Origin of the sequence: Amycolatopsis sp. NBC_00345 (assembly GCF_036116635.1) — a bacterium.
GTDB lineage: Bacteria > Actinomycetota > Actinomycetes > Mycobacteriales > Pseudonocardiaceae > Amycolatopsis.
In genome coordinates this window covers 8944822-8965579 of the sequence record NZ_CP107995.1, presented here as the reverse complement: position 1 = coordinate 8965579, position 20758 = coordinate 8944822, and the positions used below count along the sequence as shown (strand labels likewise).

The 20758-nt window shown below is 70.6% G+C and carries 18 protein-coding genes; 3 read left to right on the top strand and 15 right to left on the bottom strand.

The genetic code is table 11. The features are described from left to right. The first annotated feature begins 2 nt into the window (after nt 1-2). A complete protein-coding gene (locus OG943_RS40845; protein ID WP_328606234.1) occupies nt 3-950 on the top strand; it encodes a dienelactone hydrolase family protein in 948 nt (315 codons plus the stop codon). A gap of 25 nt (nt 951-975) precedes the next feature. On the opposite strand, the gene OG943_RS40840 is transcribed toward OG943_RS40845, so the two are convergent. The 9 genes from OG943_RS40840 to rplM form a co-directional block, all read right to left on the bottom strand. After that, a complete protein-coding gene (locus OG943_RS40840) occupies nt 976-1482 on the bottom strand; it encodes a hypothetical protein (RefSeq protein WP_328606233.1) in 507 nt (168 codons plus the stop codon). Between the two features lie 96 nt (nt 1483-1578). Beyond that, complete coding sequence (locus OG943_RS40835; RefSeq protein ID WP_328606232.1) at nt 1579-3219, bottom strand: hypothetical protein; 1641 nt, start codon at nt 3217-3219, stop codon at nt 1579-1581. After that, a complete protein-coding gene (locus OG943_RS40830; protein ID WP_328606231.1) occupies nt 3216-3530 on the bottom strand; it encodes a hypothetical protein in 315 nt (104 codons plus the stop codon). The genes OG943_RS40835 and OG943_RS40830 overlap by 4 nt, the downstream gene beginning before the upstream one ends. A 182-nt stretch (nt 3531-3712) precedes the next feature. Then, the gene (locus OG943_RS40825) at nt 3713-4186 is read right to left on the bottom strand and encodes a hypothetical protein (RefSeq protein ID WP_328606230.1); all 474 of its coding nucleotides are present in this window, start codon (nt 4184-4186) and stop codon (nt 3713-3715) included. Nucleotides 4187-4209: 23 nt separating this feature from the next. After that, nucleotides 4210-7143, bottom strand: a complete 2934-nt coding sequence (locus OG943_RS40820) for a hypothetical protein (RefSeq protein ID WP_328606229.1) — start codon at nt 7141-7143, stop codon at nt 4210-4212. Then, nucleotides 7140-7451 carry a hypothetical protein gene (locus OG943_RS40815; RefSeq protein WP_328606228.1) on the bottom strand — a complete coding sequence of 104 codons (312 nt, stop codon included), beginning with the start codon at nt 7449-7451 and terminating at the stop codon, nt 7140-7142. The genes OG943_RS40820 and OG943_RS40815 overlap by 4 nt, the downstream gene beginning before the upstream one ends. Before the next feature lie 139 nt (nt 7452-7590). Then, nucleotides 7591-8925 (bottom strand): phosphoglucosamine mutase, encoded by a 1335-nt coding sequence (gene glmM / locus OG943_RS40810; RefSeq protein ID WP_328606227.1) that lies wholly within the window; start codon nt 8923-8925, stop codon nt 7591-7593. A gap of 308 nt (nt 8926-9233) precedes the next feature. Continuing rightward, nucleotides 9234-9737, bottom strand: coding sequence for a 30S ribosomal protein S9 (rpsI, locus tag OG943_RS40805; protein WP_328606226.1), 504 nt, complete (start codon nt 9735-9737; stop codon nt 9234-9236). A 14-nt stretch (nt 9738-9751) separates the two neighbouring features. Beyond that, entirely contained in the window at nt 9752-10204 is a 453-nt protein-coding gene (gene rplM / locus OG943_RS40800) for a 50S ribosomal protein L13 (protein ID WP_091623802.1), read from the bottom strand. A gap of 263 nt (nt 10205-10467) precedes the next feature. On the opposite strand from rplM, the gene OG943_RS40795 reads away from it, so the two are divergent. Beyond that, nucleotides 10468-11358, top strand: coding sequence for a hypothetical protein (locus OG943_RS40795; RefSeq protein WP_328606225.1), 891 nt, complete (start codon nt 10468-10470; stop codon nt 11356-11358). Here OG943_RS40795 and OG943_RS40790 read toward each other — a convergent pair. Beyond that, on the bottom strand, nt 11336-12016 hold the full coding sequence (locus OG943_RS40790; protein ID WP_328606224.1) for a hypothetical protein: 681 nt from the start codon (nt 12014-12016) through the stop codon (nt 11336-11338). The genes OG943_RS40795 and OG943_RS40790 overlap by 23 nt on opposite strands. Nucleotides 12017-12412: 396 nt before the next feature. On the opposite strand from OG943_RS40790, the gene OG943_RS40785 reads away from it, so the two are divergent. Then, a complete protein-coding gene (locus OG943_RS40785) occupies nt 12413-12841 on the top strand; it encodes a DUF4333 domain-containing protein (RefSeq protein WP_328606223.1) in 429 nt (142 codons plus the stop codon). A gap of 294 nt (nt 12842-13135) precedes the next feature. Here the strand turns inward: OG943_RS40785 and OG943_RS40780 are convergent, their stop codons facing one another. The 5 genes from OG943_RS40780 to eccCa all read right to left on the bottom strand — a co-directional run bounded on the left by OG943_RS40780 (nt 13136) and on the right by eccCa (nt 20638). Next, nucleotides 13136-13423 carry a WXG100 family type VII secretion target gene (locus OG943_RS40780; RefSeq protein WP_328606222.1) on the bottom strand — a complete coding sequence of 96 codons (288 nt, stop codon included), beginning with the start codon at nt 13421-13423 and terminating at the stop codon, nt 13136-13138. 69 nt (nt 13424-13492) lie between these two features. Further along, entirely contained in the window at nt 13493-13813 is a 321-nt protein-coding gene (locus tag OG943_RS40775; protein WP_091623789.1) for a WXG100 family type VII secretion target, read from the bottom strand. A 257-nt stretch (nt 13814-14070) separates the two neighbouring features. Next, a complete protein-coding gene (locus OG943_RS40770) occupies nt 14071-14427 on the bottom strand; it encodes a hypothetical protein (RefSeq protein WP_328606221.1) in 357 nt (118 codons plus the stop codon). 9 nt (nt 14428-14436) lie between these two features. Continuing rightward, on the bottom strand, nt 14437-16581 hold the full coding sequence (locus OG943_RS40765; RefSeq protein WP_328606220.1) for a type VII secretion-associated protein: 2145 nt from the start codon (nt 16579-16581) through the stop codon (nt 14437-14439). Between the two features lie 40 nt (nt 16582-16621). Then, nucleotides 16622-20638 carry a type VII secretion protein EccCa gene (gene eccCa, locus OG943_RS40760; protein ID WP_328606219.1) on the bottom strand — a complete coding sequence of 1339 codons (4017 nt, stop codon included), beginning with the start codon at nt 20636-20638 and terminating at the stop codon, nt 16622-16624. Nucleotides 20639-20758: the final 120 nt, after the last annotated feature.

Sequence of the window (20758 nt, the reverse complement as noted above, 5' to 3'; positions counted from 1 at the left end):
GCATGGCCAGTAAGCCCAAGCAGCTGCTCGCGGAGCTGTCACACCCGGGGCCCCACGAGGTCCTGCGCGGCAATCTCGCCCTGGTGGGGCTGCCCGGCATCGTGTTCACCCCGCGGAGCGGCCTCGGCCTGCCCGCCATCGCGTTCGGGCACGGCTGGCTGCAGCCGACCGGGCGCTACCGCCAGCTCCTGCACCACCTCGCCGGCTGGGGCGTGGTCGCCGCGGCGCCCGCCACGCAGCGCGGCCCGCTGCCGTCGCACCGCCTGCTGGCCGCGGACCTGCTGACGACGCTGGACGTGATCACCACAGTCCGCCTCGGCCCGGACGGCATCAGCGTCGACCCGGAGAAGCTCGGCCTGGCCGGCCACTCCACCGGGGGCGGCTCCGCGGTACTGGCCGCGGGCACTTCGGCTGCTGCGGCCGGTTCTTCCGACTCGGCGGCGGCCGGATCCGGCGCGCGTTCCGGCAAGGCCAAGGCCGGTTCCAGTACGGCTTCGGGGACGGCTTTGGCCGGTTCCGCCACCGACGCCGAACTGCTCGGCCGGACGTACCCGCGGATCGGTGCCGTCGCCACGATCACCGCCGCCCAGACCTTCCCCCCGGCCACCGAGGCCGCGAAGCTGATCACCGCTCCGGGCCTGCACCTGGCGGCCGAGGAGGACCTGGTCGCCCCGGCCGTCGGCCACGCGGAGGCGATCGCCAACGCCTGGGCCGGGCCGGTGCAGCTGCGGACGCTCGGGAAGTCCTCGCACCTCGGCGTCACGGAAGGCAGGCACTGGAGCCAGCTCCTCCTGCACGGCAAGCCCCACCGCGGCACCCAGCAGCTGACGCGCGCCCTGTTCACCGCGTTTTTCCTGACCCACCTCACGGGCACGGACAAGTACCTGCCCCTGCTGGAATCCGACGTGAAACGCGCCCCGATCGACCTGCCGGAAGAGCCCGCGGCCTGAGCCACCGAACAGAGTGCGGCGCGGGTCAGTCGACCATCCAGCTGTTGTTGGAAAAGTCGTCGTCGTCGAAGGAGTCCGCGCGGGCGTGGCGGCCTCGCGAGGGTGACTGTGCCGGAATCGGCGTCGTCGGCGGAGACGGTGCGGGTGACGTGTCCGTGGCCGGCAGGGTCGCGGCCGGGGGCCGTTCCATGATCGGGGCGTCGATCGGTCCTGGCGGTTTCGGCGGGATGTGCTTGCCGAAGTCGTCGCGGGGCTGGTCTTCGTCCTCCGGGCCGAACTCCATGGTGTGGCTGTGGTCCGCGAGCGCCTTTTCCGTGAGCCAGCCGCCCGTTTCCTTGTGCCGGCGGTTCAGCTCCTGCATGTGCGTGATGTAGCGGCCGTGCACGGCGGCGTCGCGCTCCATTGACTGACGGGCCTGGGCTTTGGCCTCCTCGAGGTGCCGCTCGCGCAGGCCGCGCTGCTCCTGGTGCTCACGCGTCGCCGACTCCATCGCCGCGCGCGCGGCCGCGAGCCGGTCAGCCGCGCCGGTCACCGGCCGACCTCCTCCTTGCCGATCGGTCACCCTCGTTGTGGAAGGGCCAGCCAGCCGCACTGGGCACCGGCCACCCCCACGTTGCCGATGGGCCGGTCACCGGCCACCCCCGTCGTTGCGGGTGGGCCGCTCGCTCTCGTCGTCCAGCGAACCGCTGATGCGGCTGCCGGAACCCCGCGGCTCGAAGACGTCGTCCCCCACCCGGTGCTGGCTGCCGGCCCGCTGCTGGTCGCCGCCGCCGGGCGCGCTGCCCAGCCCACCGCCCATACTGCCCATGCCCATGCCGCCGAAGCCGCTTGTCCCGTCCGGCATCGCGCCGGTCGGCTGGCCGACGCCCAGCGGGTCGATGGTCAAGCCGCCAGGCGCGGCACCCAGCTGCCCATCGGTCGACGCCTGCTCCGCCCCCGGTCCGCCGTCGTGCTGCGGTGGGCCGTCCGGGTCGAGCACGTGCGCACCGAGGTCACCCAGCGACGCCGACGCCGTGGTCATCTCATCGGACGCCCCGGTATCAGCCGAAGCCGTCCCCGTCGACGACTCCACACCGACGCCGCCCGGCGCCGTGAACCCACCACCGTCCGCGGAGACGACGGACATGGCCGCCCCATCGGTCCCCGTCGAGACATCCGCCCCCGCTCCGTCCAGAGGCGCGAACATCGTCGAGACGTCCGGCGCCACCGCGCCGCCACCAGAACCCGTTCCCCCCACCGAAAACGAGTTCGCGCACCCCTCCATGAACCGCGAGAGCGTCTGGAAGTGTGTGGTGATCGTGTCCGTGGCCGTTTGGCACAGGCCCTTGAACGAGTCGTAACGCTGCCCGAACTCCGCCGAGAACGACCCGTTGAGCCACTGCTTCGCAGCCCCGATCGCGTAGTCCTTGTTCTCGTCGTTGAGCCCGCAGTCTTCGTCCTGCAGCCGGTCGTACAGGTTGTTGCCGGGGCACGCGGAATCCAGCCACTGCGCGATGTCCAGCAGCTTGTCCTTCGAGTCGACCTTGCCCCGCGCGACCTCGACGACCTGGCTCGCCAGGTACAGCGGCGCCGTGGCGACCTCGTCGACGCGCAGCTTCAGCACCTCGTCGACCTTGGTCTTCAGCGCGGTGTAGATGTGCATCATCGTCTCGGGGATGAGCTTCGCGGCGCCGTCGATCTGGTCGAGCAGGTCCTGGGCGCTGGGCTGGATGCGCTGCTCGTACTGGGCCTTCGCGGCCTCGGCGCCGTCGCCCTTCCAGTCGTGGAACAGCGTGGTCACGGCGTTGGTCGCGTCGGTGCGCGTCCCGTCGAGGGTCTGGCGCGCGTTCGCCAGGCCCTCGGCGTCATCGAGGAACTTCCGGAAGTCGAGGTCGGCGTTCTCGGCGAACTTGTCCCAGATGTCCTTCCGGGAGTCGATTTTCTCCGGCGGGGCGTCCGGCATCTTGTTCCAGACCTGGTCCGCCCAGCGCGAGAAGAAGTCGAGCGCCGGCTTCGCGAGGTCAAGCACCTCGTCGGACTTCTTCACCCCGACGCCGCCCGGCGCCGGACCCTGTTGCGCATCAAGGGTTTTCTCCGACTGCACCGTCTCGTCGCGGTTGGCTTTGTCGTCCTGCGCGTGCGAATCGTGCTCCACCTGGGCCTGCTCGTAGGCCTCGTCGGCGCCGTCCGGGCCGAGCCGGTGGTACGCCGAGATCGCCGACTGCTTCGTGCCCTCGGTGACGTACGGATCGTTCTGCAGCGCCTTGATCTGCGCCTCGGTGACGGTCATCGGCGCCCCGCGTTCCGCGCGTCCGAGCCCTGTTGCTGGTCGTCCGCCGAATACCGCGTCGCAGCCGTGCCGACGCCGCCGCCAAGCTGCGCGAGCTGGCCGGCGTAGCCCTTCATGGCGTCGCCCATGGCGTTGATGCCGTTGCTGTAGCCGGTGAACGCGTCGCCGTGGACGCGGCCGAAGTCCTTCGCGGTGAGCAATGTCGGCGCGACCTTGCCGGAGTCGCCCGACGTCTTCTCGGCCGCGCGCTCCAGCGACGTCTTGGCGGACAGCATGCTCTCCGAGTCGTGCCGGTAGCCACCGTCAGACATGGCCCTCGCCCCCTTGGTCCCCCATGGTCTCGCCCGGTTCGACGCCCACGGGTGCCGCATTCCGTGCAAGGGGGAATCTACCCACCCAACGCGCCCGCGAGAACCGGCGCGGCGGGCCCGGGCGAGCGAGTGACCGGGTGTTCCCACCGCGCCACGGTGCGTTCCCACGCCGGGGTGAGCGGCTAGGTGGCCAGCCAGTCGGTGTTGGCGAAGTCGTCGTCGTCCGGGTGCGCCGCGCCGCGCCGATGCCGGCCGGGCACCGGCGGCGGTGGTTGCGGTGCGGGCGGTGTCTCGACCTTGGGCAGCGGAACGGCGCGGCCCCCGAAAGCGGGCTCGGGCTCCGCCGCGGCGCGGTAACCGGCGCGGCGGTCCTTCTCCGTGTCGTCCTCTTCGAACCCGAAGTCGTTCTCGTCGCCGGGCTTCTCCCCGACGGTCGACTCCGTCACCCAGCCGCCCGCGGCCTTGGCCCGGCGGTTGCGTTCCTGCAGCCGGGCGAACACCTCACCCTGGATCTTGCCCTGCTTGTCGAGCTTTTCCTTGCTCTCCGCGACGGCCTCGTCCCGGCTGCGGTCCAGCAATGCCGCGCGGGCAGTGTTCTCCGCCTCGAGCGTCGACAGCTTCGCGCGCATCGCCGCCAGCGCGTCTTCGGAACTCATCGGACTCCCCTTTCCGACACCGGTTACCGGGAGCCGATCGCACTGTCGTCGTCGAGCGAACCGCTGATCCGCCCACCCGACGCAGACGACTCGAACAAGCCGCGATCGACCCGGTACGGGCTGGCGGAACGCTCCTGGTCCTGCTCTCCGCCGCCTCCGCCGCCGCCCATCATCCCGCCGCCCATCATGCCCATCGAGGCGGGCTGCGAGTGCTGGTCACCAGCGGTCGGCGCGACCCCCAGCCCGGACGCCGACGGGTCGGTCGCCCCGCCACCACTCAGCGCGGTCGAGTCGACGGCCGCGCCCAGACCGGCATCCTCGTGCCGGCCGACGCCGCTGTGGCTGTCCATCGGATCGGTGAGCGACTGGGCCGAGGTCGAGTCGTCCGGTCCGGACGCCTGGGCCGCGTGAACGCCGACGGCCGGCTGGGCCGCGCTGGTGTCCGTTGTGGACTGGACGTGGTGAGAAGGATCCACTTGCGCCGCAACGGACTGCGCCGAGGATGGGTCATGCCCGGCGGAGCCCGGCTGAACGGACGCCGGGTCGTGCACCGCCGAAACGGACTGGGCGGACGCCGGATCATGACCGGCCGAAACCGCATGGGCCGAGGCCGGGTCGTGCGCGGCCGCGGCCGGCTGGGCGGAACCAAACGGCGTCGCCGGGTCGTGGCCGGTCACGCCGGGATGGCCACCGGGCGTGGCAGCGCCGCCGGCCGCAGCCGGGTCTCCGGCCGTCGCACCGCCGGAATGGCCACCAGGCGTGGCACCGCCTGCAGCCGTTGCAGCGCCGCCGGCCGCAGCCGGGTCTCCGGCCGTCGCACCGCCGGAATGGCCACCAGGCGCGGCACCGCCTGCAGCCGTTGCAGCGCCGCCAGCCGCAGCCGGGTCACCGGCCGCCGCACCGCCGGGATGACCACCGGGCATGGCACCGCCTGCGGCGGGGTCGCCGGCCGCCGCAGCGCCGCCGGCCGCAGCCGGGCCGCCAGCCGTGGCGGCGCCGCCGTGGCCACCGGCGACAGCCGAGCCGTCAGCGGGCTGCCCGGTCGCCGCGTCGTCACCGAGGGTGTACTTGACCGGCTCGCCGCTCCCGTCGTCGACGGTCACCACGGTCGGGCCACCGGCGCCCTCGGGCTGCTCGGCGGTGATCTTGAGCGGGCCGTCCTCGATGTGGATCTTGCCGTCCGGGCCCGGCCGATAGCCGCCGTCCGGAGCGGGCTGGGCACCGGGCTCGTGCCCGGCCGGGCCACCCGGAGCGGTGCCGTGGGCCGGAACCCCGGTCGGCGTTGTCCCCGGCACCGCGCCATCGGCAGGCGTGGCCCCGGGCGTCGCGCCGTCCTTGGCCGGGTCGAAGTCGAGCTGGTAGTCCTTCGCGGCCCCGGAGCCGTCGTCGACCTTGATATCCATCCGGCCGTCCGCGCCCGGCTCGGTCATGGCGATCTTGTGATCACCCTGCTCGACGGTCATCGACTCCGGCGTGGTCGAGTCGGTCTTGATCGCGGCCCCGGTGCGCGGGTCGATCGGGTACGGCTGCCCGGTCTCGGGATTGGTCTCGAGGGCCTGGTGGGTGACCGGGTTCAGGCTCGGGTCCGGCACCTCGGGCGGCTTCGGCTGCGGTCCCACCGACGCGGACGGCGGCGGGGTGACGCCGCCACCCCCACCACTGTTGACGCCACCACCGCTGCCGACACCGCTGCCAGAGCTACTGCTGGCCTTCGTCGACCCACCGTCGTCAGTGGACTTGCCGACATCGGCGAACGGATCCTCCGGCAGCTTCAGCAGGAAGTCCGACAGCGCCTTCCACGCCCCGTCGACGGCCGTGTGCGTGTTGGTGCACATGGTCTTGAAGTCGCGGATGTACCCGTCGAAGAACTTGCCGAAGTTGTTCTTCAGGTACTGGGTGCACTGGTCGACGATGTGGTTGATCGTGTCGTCGTTGAGGTCGCAGTCGTCGTCGTTGATCGAGTCCTGCGACTGCTGGTCGAGGAATTTGGCGCAGTGCTTGAAGTCGTCCTGGCTCGCGTTGCTGCGCAGCTCGACGATCCGGATGATCCGGTCGAGGTCCTGCGCGGTGACCGGGCCGAGCGAGTCGACACGGTACTTGATCACCCAGTTCGCCTTGTCCCGGCAGGCTTTGCCCACCGACCCGACGGCCGCCAGCATCGCGTCGGCCGCGTGCCCCATGCCGTCCGCGGTGGTCTTCGCGTCGGCGAGGTAGTTCTTCTGGAAGGCGTTCGCCTGGTCCGCCGCGCCGCCCTGCCAGTTCGCGAGGTCGGTCGCGAGCTGCCCCTTCACGTCGTTGGACGAATCCGCGACGGCGGTCTTCAGCTTGGTGAACTCGTCCGCCCCCGCGACGAACTTCGTGAACGGGATCTTCCGCTGCTCGTTGTAGAGCTTGTACAGATCATCCTTGTTGGCAGGCTGGTAAGTGCCGACAGCGGCGACCGCCCGGTTGAACAGCGGCACGAAGACGTCGAACGTCCGCATCCCGGCGTTGCCGAGGTCGAGGATCTCGTCGGAGGTGTTCGCGCCGGCGTTCGTCGCGGACGCGCGCCCGGCCATCTCGTCCAGCTTGCCCTTGGCGTCGTCGGCGGCTTTCTTGTCCGCCTGACGGCCGTTTTCCTGATCCTGGTCGTAGACCGCTTTGGCGTTCGAGTACGCGCTGTAGACGTCCTGCTGGAGGCTCGACACCCCGGGGATGTCGGAGGTGAAGCCACCGACGAAGTTGTTGGCGTTGATGTCGCCTTCGCTGATGCTGAAGTCCTGCTTCAGCTTGTCCCGCCACTGGTTGAACTCGTCGCGGTCCTTGAACCCGTACTTCGTGGGGTCTTCGTCCTCGACGTAGTCCAGGTACTGCAGCGCCAGATCCCGCCCGGTGTCCGTCTTGGCCAGGCCAGGCGAATAGACCAGCTGCTCGACTTCTTGCCTTGAAGGAGCATCGTCCTCGGCGCTCGCACTCACTTGCCCGCACCCCCGGCCGCCTGGGCGCTGTCGGCCTCGTTGGCCTGGTAGCGGCCGCCCGCGGCGTTCAGCTTCTGAGCGAAGGCGTCCGACGCCTTGAGGTAAGCGTCGGCCATGCCGGCCAGCCGCAGTACGCCGGTGTGGTACGAGTCGAAGTTGCCGCCGTGCGCCTCGCCGAAATCGGCGGCGGCGAGCTGGACGTCCTTGACGGCCGCCAGCGGCTGCTGCAGCGTGTTCCGCGGCGTCTCGCTCACCGCCCTGGCCGCACTGGTCAGCGCTTCCGTGTCGACCTTGTGGCCGCCCGCCATCGCTCGTCCTCCCTCAAAGCCCTGCTGTGTACAGCACACTAGGACGCGGGAAACCCACGTCCGGTGCCGTCGCACTCGCACACGGAATGTACCTGGCCAGTGACGGCGAGCGCAGCGGTTCGGGGGAGATCGAGTGAGGTCAGGAGGCCGCGGAGACGACCCCCGCGAGACGGTCGGCGGCGGCCTGGGCCGTGGCGGGCGACGGGGCCTCCACCATGACGCGGACGAGCTGTTCGGTGCCGGACGGGCGAAGCAGGACGCGGCCTTCCTCGCCGAGTTCGGCTTCGACCTCGCCGACGGCGTCACGGACTTCGGTGGACGCCGCGACGGCGGCCTTGTCCGCGACGGGGACGTTCACCAGCACCTGCGGGAGACGGTTCATCACGGCGGCGAGCTCGGCCAGCGGCTTGCCCGTCGCGGCCATGCGGGCCATCAGGCGCAGCGCCGTGAGCAGGCCGTCACCCGTGGTGGCGTGGGCCGGGAGGACAACGTGGCCCGACTGCTCGCCACCGAGGGCCAGCCCGGACGCACGCAGTTCCTCCAGCACGTAGCGGTCGCCGACCGCCGTGGTGACGACCTTGATGCCGTTGGCCTTCATCGCCAGGTGCAGGCCCAGATTGCTCATCACGGTGGCGACCAGGGTGTCCTTCACCAGCACGCCCTCTTCGGCGAGCGCGAGCGCCAGCACGGCCATGATCTGGTCACCGTCGACCAGCTCGCCGGCGGCGTCCACGGCCACGCAGCGGTCGGCGTCGCCGTCGTGCGCGATGCCGAGGTCGGCGCCGTGCTCGACCACGGCGGCGCGCAGCAGGTCCGGGTGGTTCGAGCCACAGTGCTCGTTGATGTTGATGCCGTCCGGCTCCGCGTGCAGGGCGACCACCTCGGCGCCGGCCCGGCGGTAGGCCTCCGGCGCGGCGACGGACGACGCGCCGTTCGCACAGTCGACGACCAGCTTCAGCCCGGCGAGCGGGTGCGGCGTGGCCGAGAGCAGGTGCTCGACGTAGCGGTCCAGCGCGTCCGACACGTCCGACACGCGGCCGACGCCGGAGCCGGTCGGGCGGACGACCTCGGCGCTCAGGCCCGCTTCGATCTCGTCCTCGATGCCGTCGGGGAGCTTGTGCCCGCCCGCGGCGAAGAGCTTGATGCCGTTGTCCGGCATGGGGTTGTGCGAGGCGGAGATCATCACGCCCAGGTCGGCGTCCAGCGCGCTCACGAGGTGGGCGACGGCGGGCGTCGGGAGGACGCCGAGGCGCAGCACGTCGGCGCCGGCGGAGGCGAGGCCCGCGACCACCGCGGCCTCCAGCATCTCGCCGCTGGCGCGCGGGTCACGGCCGACCACGGCGATCGGCCGGTGCGAACGGTCGTGGGCGGCGAGCACCCGCGCCGCACTGGCGGCGAGCGACAGCGCCAGCTCCGGCGTCAGCTCGGCGTTGGCCAGGCCACGTACCCCGTCGGTGCCGAATAGGCGAGCCATTCTCGACCTCCTTGTCCCAAACAGTGCCGTTCGTTGCTGATCCGACGGCAGTCACGGCGGAAACTGGTTCTGCGAGCCGGTCGGCTGCAGACCGTATCCGCCTGCTTTCGGCCGGATCAGCAACAACCACGACAACCTAGCGGCCGTCGCGGGCCGCGGGCCCCCTGCCCCTGCCCCTGGAAAGTCGCTCGCGGAACGCGAAACGCATCGCTTCAGGGACAGGCAGACGCAAAAGGGCCCAAAAAACACGGGAGCGCCCATCCGATGGACGGATGGGCGCTCCCGGGGTTGCGCCGGAGGCGCGAGAATCAGCGCTTGCTGTACTGCGGAGCCTTACGGGCCTTCTTGAGGCCGTACTTCTTCCGCTCCGTGGCGCGAGCGTCACGGGTCAGGAAGCCGGCCTTCTTCAGGGCCGGGCGGTCGTCGGCGTCGACCTCGATGAGCGCACGGGCGATGGCGAGACGCAGCGCGCCGGCCTGGCCCGAGATGCCGCCACCGTGCAGGTTGGCGAAGATGTCGAACGAGTCGGGCTTGTCGACCAGGACCAGCGGCTCACGGATGAGCTGCTGGTGCACCTTGTTCGGGAAGTACTCCTCGATGGTGCGGCCGTTCAGCTTGAACTCGCCGGTGCCGGGGACCACGCGAACGCGGACCACGGCCTCCTTGCGACGGCCGACGGTCTGGGCGTTGCCGCCCGCGGCCCGCGACGGGCGCGGGGCGGCAGCGGACTCGCTGGTCGCGACAGCGTCGGCGACCGCGGGGGTCTCCGACGTGGCGACGACGGCCTCGGCCTCGGTCTCGGTGCTGGTCACAGACTGTTCCTCACTCACTGCGCGACCTGCGCGATCTTGGTGATCTCGCGCGCCTGCGGCAGCTGCGCGGCGTGCGGGTGCTGCGGGCCGGCGTAGACCTTCAGCTTCTTCGCCTGGGCGCGGCCGAGCTTGTTCTTCGGCAGCATGCCCTTGACGACCTTCTCGAGCAGGTGCTCGGGCTTGGTGTCGAGCAGCTCGCCGAACGAGCGCTTGCGCAGGCCACCGGGGTAACCGCTGTGGCGGTACGCGAACTTCTGCTCGCGCTTGTTACCGGTGAGCGCGACCTTCTCGGCGTTGACGATGATGACGAAGTCACCGGTGTCCACGTGCGGGGCGTAGGTCGGCTTGTGCTTGCCGCGCAGCAGCGTGGCGACCTCGGTCGCGAGCCGGCCGAGCACGACATCCTCGGCGTCGATCACGTGCCAGGCACGAGTGACGTCGCCGGGCTTGGGGCTGTACGTGGGCAAGGGTCTACCTCGTCGTCAACATTGCGTGTGGGTTCTGTGCGGGCCTAGCGCTGACGCGCCGCAACGCACAACGACATATGAAGATACCCCCCTGTTCGCGGCACCCGGACAGCGGGGTGGCGAACAAGGCCTCATCCTACGGTGCACGGTAGGCCCGTTCACGTGAAGTGTACCGGGTGGTTCCGAGGGAACCACCCGCGCATCCGAGCGTCGGACCTGATGATGAGACGATCGCGGCGGGGATCGAGGACCGGGGGACATCGATGGGGAAACGAGCAGTCAGGGCGATCGGCGCCGTGAGCGCCGTGCTGGTGCTCGCGACCGCGTGCGGGCAGGCGCGCGCCGGCACCGCGCTGCCGGACGGCGACCAGGCGGCCTCGTACGTCGGCGCGAAGTTCGAGAAGGCGATGTCCAAGCTCGAGGACTCCATCCTCGACGCCCGCGACGTCACCAACTCCGCCGACGCGTACCTCCGCTTCGACGACAAGTACGTGCACAACATCATCACCTCGGCCCGCACCGGCAGCCCGGAGAGCCGCGTGGTGCACAACCGGTCGCAGAAGAACCCGGACGAGGTGATCGACTCCTTCACCCCCGCCGACGGCCCGGTCGAGTACCTGTACCTAGGCCCGGCGTACAAGTCGCTGGAGCCGACGCCGTGGGTGTCGATGCCGAAGCCCGAGGCTGGCCTGGTGCAGCCGTGCGCCTGGGGCGGCGTGCTGACGGCGTGCAAGATGGCCGACGCCGTCGACGCCTCGTACGCCGCCGACAAGAAGGCCGTCCGCGGCGCCAAGAGCATGGGCGACGGGACGACCGAGCTGACCGTGAACGTGCCGCTCTCGCAGTTCCTCGACAAGCGCGTGGAAGTCCTCCCGCCGGACATGCTGGCGAAGATCGGCGCCGACCTGCGCAAGGCCCCGGTGCCCACCACGATCCGCCTGAACCCGGACGGCTCCCTGATCGAGTTCGTGATGGACGCCAAGCTCCAGGGCGGCGGCCACAACATCGAACTGCGCTACGACTTCCGCTTCACCGGCAAGGCCAGCGCCCAGGACCTGCCGAAGATCCCCGACGCGGCCCAGGTCACGGCCCTGCCGGACGCCGCCGCGAAACAGGATTTCTACAACCGCCTCAGCCAACTGCAGGGCAACTGATGAGCACCCGAGGTGATCTCCGATGAGCCAGCCGCCTGAGCAGCCCACTGGGGCGGGCGAGCCGGCCGGGTGGCCGGGTGGGCAGCCAGGGGTGACGGGTGGGCAGCAGCAGTGGTGGCAGCCGCCCGCTGCTGGACAGCCGGGGCAGCCGGGGCAGCCGGGGCAGTTGGGCCAAGCGGGTCAGCTGGGTCAAGCGGGCCAGTTGGGTCAACCGGGCCAGTTGGGTCAACCGGGCCAGGTAGGTCAACCGGGTCAGCTGGGTCAACCGGGCCAGTTGGGTCAACCGGGCCAGGTAGGTCAGCCGGGACAGGCGGGTCAACCGGGTCAGGCGGGTCAGACTGGGCAGCCGGGACAGGCGAGTCCGCTGGGTCAGACCGGGCAGCCGGGTCAGCCGCAGGGCGCGGCGACCGGGCCGTGGCAGCCGCAGCCGGACCAGACCGGTGGGGGTTGGTCGCCGAGCGGTCCGACATCGTCGGGCCCGTGGCAGCAGCCCGGCGACAGCCAGCAAAGCCCATGGCAACAGCCCGGCGACAGCCAACAAGGCCAGTGGCAACAGCCCGCCGACAGCCAACAGGGCCAGTGGCAGCAGAGCCCGTGGCAGCAGCCGGGCGGGCAGCAGGCCGCTTGGCAGCAGCCGGGGCAAGCGCAGCTCGGGCAAGCGCACCCTGAGCAGGCACAGCCAGGACAGCTACAGCCGGGGCAGGCGCAGGGTTGGCCTCAGCAGCCGGTCCAGCAGTGGGCACAACAGTCGACACAGCAGCCGCTTCAGCAACCGACACAACAGCCGCCGCAGCAGTCGCCTCAGCAACCGACACAACAGCCGGCCCAACAGTCGCCTCAGCAACCGGCACAGCAATCGGTCCAGCAGTGGGCACAACAGCCGGCACAGCAGTCGCTTCAGCAACCGGCGCAACAGTCGGCCCAACAGTCGCCTCAGCAACCGGCGCAGCAGGCGGCTCAGTCGGGCGCATGGGCCCCAGCCGCCAATCCGGACAGTGGCGGCTGGCCGGCACAGCAGCAGCCCGCCGGCGGGTTCGGGCAGCAGGTGCCCGGGGTGCCGTCACAGCCGGGGCAGCAAGACCCGTCCGGGCAGCAGTTCGGGGGTGGGTTCCAGCCGTCGCAGTATGGGGGGCTCGGGGCGTTTTCCGCGGAGGCCGTGCGGAAGGCGCCGCGGTCGAAGCGGCCCCTCGTGATCGGCGGGGGCGTGGTGGCTGTGGTGGTCGTGGGCGGGGTCGTCGCGTGGCTGCTCGGGGCATTCCAAGGGGACACTCTTGAGCAGAAGTCCTTGCAGGACGGCGTTTCCCGGGTGCTCAACCAGAACTACGGCGAGCCCGACGTGAAGAACGTCCAGTGCCCGAGCGGCGAGGCCGTGGCCAACGGGACGACGTTCGACTGCAGCGTGCAGATCGGCGGCCAGCCGAAGAAGGTGACCGTGCGGGTGCTCAACGACAAACCCGAGTATTCGGTCGGCGCACCGCACTGATTTCCTGCCGCACCAAGCATCCTCGGCCGACCTGCCCGCTTAATTCACCGATGCGGAGACAGCCTCGGTCAATTCGTCACACCTAATCCGTGACGCAACGGCATTCTTGGCCGGCGCCATCAATCAGCACCCAACCGGAAAACTATGACGCGACGGCACCCTCAGGCCGTCGCCGAATTACGTGACGCACCGGTGTCGCACGAACAAAAAATCGCTGAACTCTTTGCCCGGCAACGAAAAACGGCGGGCCGGCACCGAAGTGCCTGGCCCGCCGTGGTTTCGGCCGGAGGTGGCTCAGAACAGGTTCTGAACGCCCTTGTCCGTGCTCTGGTAACCATCCGCGATCTGCGGCAGCACCGCGGCGATCTGCGCGAGAACCTGCTTGAGGTCCTCGAACTTCTGGTCCCACTCACGCTGCGCGTTCATGTACTGGTCCTTGGCTTCACCGGACCAGCTCTGGATCAGCGGGTTCAGGTCGTCCTTGAGGGTGTCGAACGACTGCTGCAGCTCCTTGCCCGTCGACGTGCAGTCGTCGGCAGCCGCGTGGATGGTGGCGTAATCGACAACAATGCCGTCAGCCATGGTGCACTCCCTTGCGAATCAGTGAAGAAGAAGTCTGGGGTGGAAAGAAAACCGGGCGGGAAGCCCAGATCAGCCGAGGACGCCGAAGCCCTTGTTCATCGACTGCATGATCTCCTGCTGCTGCTCCTCAGAGCGCTTGTACTTGGAGCCCGCTTCCTGGAGCAGGTTCGCGATGTTCTGCAGGGCCTGGTTCATGCCCTTGCCGTCCTCGTCGAAGCGCTGCATGACGTGGTCGAACGCCTTCTGCGCCTCGCCCTGCCACCCCGCGCGGGTCGCTTCGATCCGGTCGCGCAGCTGCGAGAGGTTCTGGTCCATCCGGGCGCGAACGTCGGTGACGCGACCCTCAGCGTCGGTGAACTGCTCCGGAGTCCCTGTAAAACCGCCAGCCATGGGAGCTACCCCCTTCATTTAGTGGTTGTCCACACTAGCTCGTGTTTGTTTCGTACGGACCTACGACGAAGACATTGCCATGACTGGTTCCCCCTTGTCGCTGTTTGGCGGCAAGTAGTTGCTTGCGGGAACGCGAGATCCGGGAACCGATCGCCGCACGCAGCGCCAGGTACGGGCCGTACGAAGACCTGTTGTCGAAAAAGAAGACTTCCACCTGCGTGGTTAGCAGACGCACAGCGGCAACCGAAGCGGATTCACTACGCCTGGCGCATGATTCGCAACTGCGAAAAGTCTTCGTCATCTTCACTCGTCCGTGGTGGACGCGGTGCGGAATTCGGCGCCGGCTCCGCCAATTCCGCCGCGGAGGGGACCTCCGGCACGGGCAGGCCGCGCGCCGCGCGGAACCGCTGGGCGGCGCCCCGCAGCACACTCGGCACCGGTTCGGCCCCGCCGGAGAGCCGCTGACGGCCGAACTGCTTCAGCAGCTCCCGGTTCTCGCTGCGGTGCCGCTCGTTGCGGGCGAGCGCGGTGCCGGCGACGCGGCGCGCGTACGTGACCGCGTCCTGCCCCGCTCGGGTGAAAGCCGCCGTTGCGGATTCGGGTTCGGACGGCACGGGCACTCCTCAGCTGGTGATCTTCAGCGTTCGCACGACCTGGTCACAGGCCGCGGCGACACGCTGTCGCAACGCCGGCACGTTGTACTGACAGCCGACGTGCACGCGGAACTTCCCCTGCACGACCACGTACCAGTCGACCTGTAACTGGTCGCCCTTGGTCTCGTGGTAGCCGACGACGGTGCGGCCACCATAGGTCATGCCGGGATCGAATCCGCTGTACTTCTCCTGACTACCCGCTTCGGCCCGCAATGCGGTGATGAGCCGCTGCCGGTCCGCCGTCGCGTCATAGTCCATGACGTACTCCTGCGCGACGACGAGATCGTTGCCCCCGGCGGACTCCTGCGGGTGCAGGATCACCTGCCGCTGGGCGACCTGGTCGCTCGTCTGCACCCAGTCTTCGGGCGCGACAAGGCTGAAATCGTACTGCGCGTACGTCCGGCCCTGCGCCGTGCCGGACTGGTCGCTCGTCCGGGTCGTCAGGAACACCACGAGCCCCGCGACGAGCAGGGCCACCGCGGCGGGCACGATCCACAGCAGCTTCGAGCGCCGCTTCCTGCCGTTCGCCTCGGCGTCGTCGCGGCCTGGCGACGGCGCCCACGGTGCGCGCCCCGGCTGCGACATCCCGCCCGGACGGACGGCGTTCGGGCCGACGGGGCCGCCACCGCGTCCACCGCCCAACGCGGGCCCACCGCTGGGCCCGCCGCCGAGCGCGGGTCCGGCGCCACCGGGCACCGCGTTCGCGACGCCACCGGGCACCGGGCCGCCGTAACCGCTCCGACCCGGCGACGGCGGGCGCACGACCGGGATCGGCCCCGACGGCGTGCGCCCCGGCCGCGACAGCAGCTCCGTGCGGCTCTCGGCGTCGGCCCGGCCATCGCGCGGCAGCTCCCGCGGGCGGACGACCTCGGTGCGTTCCCCGTGCTGGTCCTGAGTCCCGCCAAGGCGCGCCACGGACGAGCCGGGCAACGCGCCGGTCCGGTCCGGGTCCACGAGCACCGCGCGCAGCGCGCCTCGCGCCACCACGGTCTCCGGCTGGTCCAGGCTCGTCGGCACGACGCCGGTGCGCTCGTGCACGAGCCGCGAGATCATCGGGATCCGGCTGGACCCGCCGACGAGGAAGATCGCCGTCAGCTGCTTCGGCCGCAGTCCCGCTTCGGCGATGGCCGCGCTGGTGAGTTCGACCGCGCGGCCCAGCGGCGCCGTGATCAGCCGCTCCAGATCCTCACGCGTCACGTGCGCGTCGGCGAACGGCGATGGCATCGGCACGTCGGTGTAGGCGTGCCGGGAGAGCGTCTCTTTCGCGCCGCGGACGTCCTGGCGCAGCACGCGCCGGCGCCGCCGGTCGGTCAGCTCACGGCCCTCCACCAGCTGACGCCACGCGTCGGGATCGGCGGCCGACACCAGCGAGCCGACGTGCTCCAGCAGCGCCTGGTCGATGTCAGCGCCGCCGAAGCTCGGGTCACCGCGGGTGGCCAGCACCTGGAACCCGCCGCGCGGGGGCACCCCGGCCTGAGCGGCTCCGGGCGACGGCCGCCGCGCCCGGTCGTGCGGCGCTTCCGGCAGCCGCTGCACCACGCTGACGTCCACCGTGCCGCCGCCGAGGTCCAGCACCGCGAGCGCGTCGCCGGGACGGCCGCTGAACTCGACCGTGCGGTCGTCAGCCTGCGCGGCCGGCGCGAACGTGGCCGCGTGGTACACCGCCGCGGCGACCGGCTCGGGTACCAGCGCGACCTCCCGCGCCAGCCGGCCCGCGGCCTGGCGGAGCAGCCGGGTGCGGATCGCGCCCCAGTCGGCTGGGTGGGTGAGGACAAGCAGGTCGACCTCGGCGTCGCCCACGATCCGCCGGGCCTCGGTCACCACCCGGCCCAGCACGGCGTGCACGACGTCGGTGACCCGCAGCACGGAGTCGCCGAGCAGCAGCTCGCCCTCGTCGATCCGCCGCTTCGGGTTCGGCTCGTACCGCGACGGGTCGATGGCCGCCTGCCGCTCGGCCTCCTGGCCGACGAACAGCGTGCCGTCGGCGGCCGCGTAGACCGCCGACGACATCAGCGGCAACCCGTCGATCACCACGACCTGCGGTTCGCGGCCGTTGACGGAGATGACGACGCAGGTGCTCGATGTCCCGAAGTCCACCGCCACCCGCACCGTCACCGGAAAGCCCCGCTGACGCTATAACGCACTCCTGCCGACCTCAGTCCGGCTGGATCCACGACACCTGCACGAGCTGCTTGCCCGCCTTGCGGGTGAGCAGGTTGCCCCGGCCCGGCGGCATGGCGCTCGGCCTGATGTTGCCGATCAGCGCACCCTCGTCCTTCGAGCCGTTCATGACCATGCCCGGCGCCGCGATCTCCTTGAGCTTGCCGATGATCGGGTCGTACGACGCCCGGCTCGCGCCACCGGTGCGGCGGACGACGATCAGGTGCAGGCCGACGTCCTTCGCCTGGGCCAGGAAGTCCGAGAGCGGCTTGAGCGGGTTGTTGGTCTGCGTGACCACCAGGTCGTAGTCGTCGACCAGGATGAACAGGTCCGGCCCGGTCCACCAGGACCGCGTCTTCAGCTGCTCCTGGGTGACGTCCGGACCCGGCAGGCGCCGCGTCATCGACCCGTAGACGTCCTGGACCATGCTGTCCAGCTGCGTCGCCGACACGGCGTACCCGAGCAGCGAGTCGCCGCTGAGGAACCCGAGCATCGTGCGGCGGTAGTCGACCAGCAGGATCACGGCCTCCTGCGACGTGAACCGGTCGGTGATGCCCCGCACGATCTGCCGCAGCAGGTTCGTCTTGCCCGACTCGCCGTCCGCGAACGCGAAGAAGTGCGGGTCGGCGTTGAAGTCCAGGTAGATCGGCTGGAGGTCTTCCTCGTTGACGCCGATCGGCACCAGCTTGGAGTCGCGCCTCGTGTCGGCCCTGAGGACGTCTTCGTAGGTGATCATCTCCGGCAGCAGGCGGACCTGCGGGGCCGGGCGGCCACGCCACGCGCCACGGACCTTCGCGACGGCGTCCGCCACGCCCGCGGCGACTGTGTCCGCGTCGCTGGACCCGTCGATCCGCGGCAGGCCGGTGAGCATGTGCAGCTTTTCCCGGGTCAGGCCACGACCGGGGCGGCCGGCCGGGACGTTGACCGCGGTGCGGCGGTCGATGTCCGACTCGGTCGGGTCACCGAGGCGCAGCTCGAACCGCGTGCCCAGCATGTCCTTGATCGCCGGGCGCAGGTCGGCCCAGCGGTTGGCCGAGATCACCACGTGCACGCCGTACGACAGGCCCTGCGTGGCCAGCCGGGTGATCGAGGTCTCGAGCTCCTCGAAGTCGTCGCGCAGCGCCCGCCAGTTGTCCACCACCAGGAACGCGTCGCCGAACGCGTCCTGCTCCGGCGGGATCTCGCCGCGGCGCTTGCGGTTGCGGAACTCGTTCATCGAGTCGATGCCCATGGCCCCGAACCGGCCCTCCCGCTCGGTGAGCAGGGTGGTCAGCTCGGCGACGATGCGGCGGGCCTTGTCCGGCTCACGCCGGGCCACCGCGACCCCGCCGACGTGCGGCAGGTCGGCCAGGCCGGCCAGCGTGCCACCACCGAGGTCGAGGCAGTAGAACTGCACCTCTTCCGGCGTGTGCGTGAGCGCCATCGACATGATCAGCGTGCGGAGCATGGTCGACTTGCCCGACTGCGGCCCGCCGGCGAGCACACCGTGGCCCGCCGCACCGGCGAAGTCCGCCCACAGCATGTCGCGCCGCTGCTCGTACGGCCGGTCGACGATGCCCATCGGCACCTGCAGCCTGCCGTTTCCGAAGAACCCGACCGGGGACAGCCCACGGTCGTCCGTGGGGTTCAGGTTCGGCAGCAGCGTGTCCAGCGAGTTCGGCTCGTTCAGCGGCGGCAGCCACACCTCGTGCGCCGGCGGGCCCTGGCCCACCAGCCGCGAGACGATGACGTCGAGCTCGCTCGGCTCGACCGCCTCTTCGGGCTGCTTCTCCTCCGCCTTCGGCTCTTCCTCGAGCTGCTGCTGCGGCTCGGGTTCCTTCGGCAGCTCCACGAAGTCCGGCACGAACAGCTGCGGCCGCTTGTCCGCGCGCACCACCGTGGCGGCCGGGCCGGCCGCCTGGATGCCGGCCGGCCGGTACGCGCCCGAGACGTAGGACGCCTTGAACCGCACCAGCGTGGACGTGTCGAACTTGAGGTAACCGCCACCGGGGACCGACGGCAGCTCGAACGCGTCCGGCACGCCGATCGCCGCGCGGGACTCCGCCGCGGAGAACGTCTTCAGGCCGATCCGGTACGACAGGTGCGAGTCGAGCCCGCGCAGCTTGCCCTCTTCGAGCCGCTGCGAGGCGAGCAGCATGTGCATCTGCAGCGACCGGCCCAGCCGGCCGATGGCGACGAACAGGTCGATGAAGTCCGGCTTCGCCGCCAGCAGTTCGGAGAACTCGTCACAGACGATGAACAGCGCGGGCAGCGGGTCGAGGTCGGCGCCGTTCTCGCGGGCCTTCTCGTACTCCCAGACGTTCTTGAAGTTACCGCCGTTCTTCAGCGCCTCCTGGCGCCGGTTCATCTCGCCGGCCAGCGCGTCGCGCATACGGTCGACCAGCGTGACCTCGTCCGCGAGGTTGGTGATGACCGCGGAGACGTGCGGCGCCTTGTCCAGCCCGAGGAACGTCGCACCACCCTTGAAGTCGACCAGGACGAAGTTGAGCGTGCTCGACGAGTGCGTGGCGAGCATGCCCAGCACCAACGTGCGGAGGAACTCCGACTTACCGGAACCGGTGGCGCCGATGCACAGGCCGTGCGGGCCCATGCCTTCGGCCGCGGCTTCCTTGATGTCCAGCTCGACCGGCTGGCCGTACTCGCCGACGCCGAACGGCACGCGGTAGCGGTCGCGGATCGGGCGGGGCCGCCAGGCCTGCTGGACGTCGAAGGTCATCGGGTCGCCGGGGATGCCGAGCAGCTCCAGCAGCGACGGGTTGGACAGGAGCGGCTCCTCGTCGCTCACATCCGCGCCGGTCGCGGTGCCGACGCGGTACGGCGCGATCAGCCGGGACAGCGCCTCGGCCTCGACGACCGTGAGCGTGTCCGGACGGCCGAACCACTCCACTCCGCCGGCGCTGCGGGCGCCGAGGCGCTCCGGCTCGACGACCAGCCGCAGGCCACGGCGGGCGGCGAGGTTGCCGACGGACTCGGACAGGTCGATCAGCGTGACGCCGACCAGGCCCTCCTCGAGGATGATCTGCTCCTCGCGGGTGACCTCGGCGTCGTCGACGATGATCACGACGTGCGGCTGGTCCGGGGCCGGCGTGGCGTTGCGGGAGAACCGCTGCCGGTCACGCAGCTCCTCGTCGAGCCACTGCTCGATCTGGGCGAGCGAGCCGGCCATCATGCGCAGCTGCCCGATGCCGTCGGACAGGGTGGGGTGCTGGACGTGCGGGAGCCACTTCGCCCACTCCCACTCCTCCTTCGCCCGGCCCGCGGTGGCGATCGCGATCATCACGTCGTCGGGGCCGTGGAAGGCGACCAGCTGCGCGACCATGGCGCGGGCGAGGCCGCGGGTCAGCGCGCGGTCGCCCTGCATGCTCACCGCGGCGAACCCGCGCAGGGTGATCTGCGTGGGCAGATCGGGCACGATCGAGTGCGCGCGCACGAACCGGCGCAGCGCGAGGGTGGCGATCGGCTCCAGCTCGTCGACCGGGCCGGTCTGGGGCGGGACCAGCCGCGTGGCGAGACGGTGCGAGCTGCGGCCGACGCGCAGGTGGAGGAAGTCCTGGTCGTTCTGCCGGCGCTCCCACATGCGGCGGCTGGCCGCGAGCGACCACAGGCTCTGCGGGTCCGGGTGCACCCACTCGAGCGCGGCGCGCTGGTCGACCATCGCCTCACGGGCGCGGTCGCGCATCTGGCCGAGGTAGCGCAGGTAGTCCTTGCGGTCCTCGTCCATCTCGGCCTTCTTGGCGCCGCCGCCCTTGCCGCCGCCGCCCGCGAGCATGCCGACGGTGCCCATCAGCATCATGCCGCTCATCATGATCGTCGTCGGGTTGCCCTTGGACGACGTGAACATGAAGCCCATCATCCCGAGCGAGGCGAAGATCATCACGCCGGGAATCAGCTTCGCGATGATGCTGCCCGGGATCGTGCGGGGCACCTCGGGTGGTGGCTCGAGGTGCACCTCGCCGCCCGGCGGGCGCGGCGCGGCCAGCCGCGGCGACTTCTTGAACTGCAGCGTGCTCATCGAGGCCCCTCTATTCCTACTCGACGACGGCGGCCGGCGGTCTGCGCTCGGGTGCGCGGCACAACCTATCGAACGTCGCCGTGGAAATCCGGGCAACGCCCGGATCCGGCCCGTTCAGCC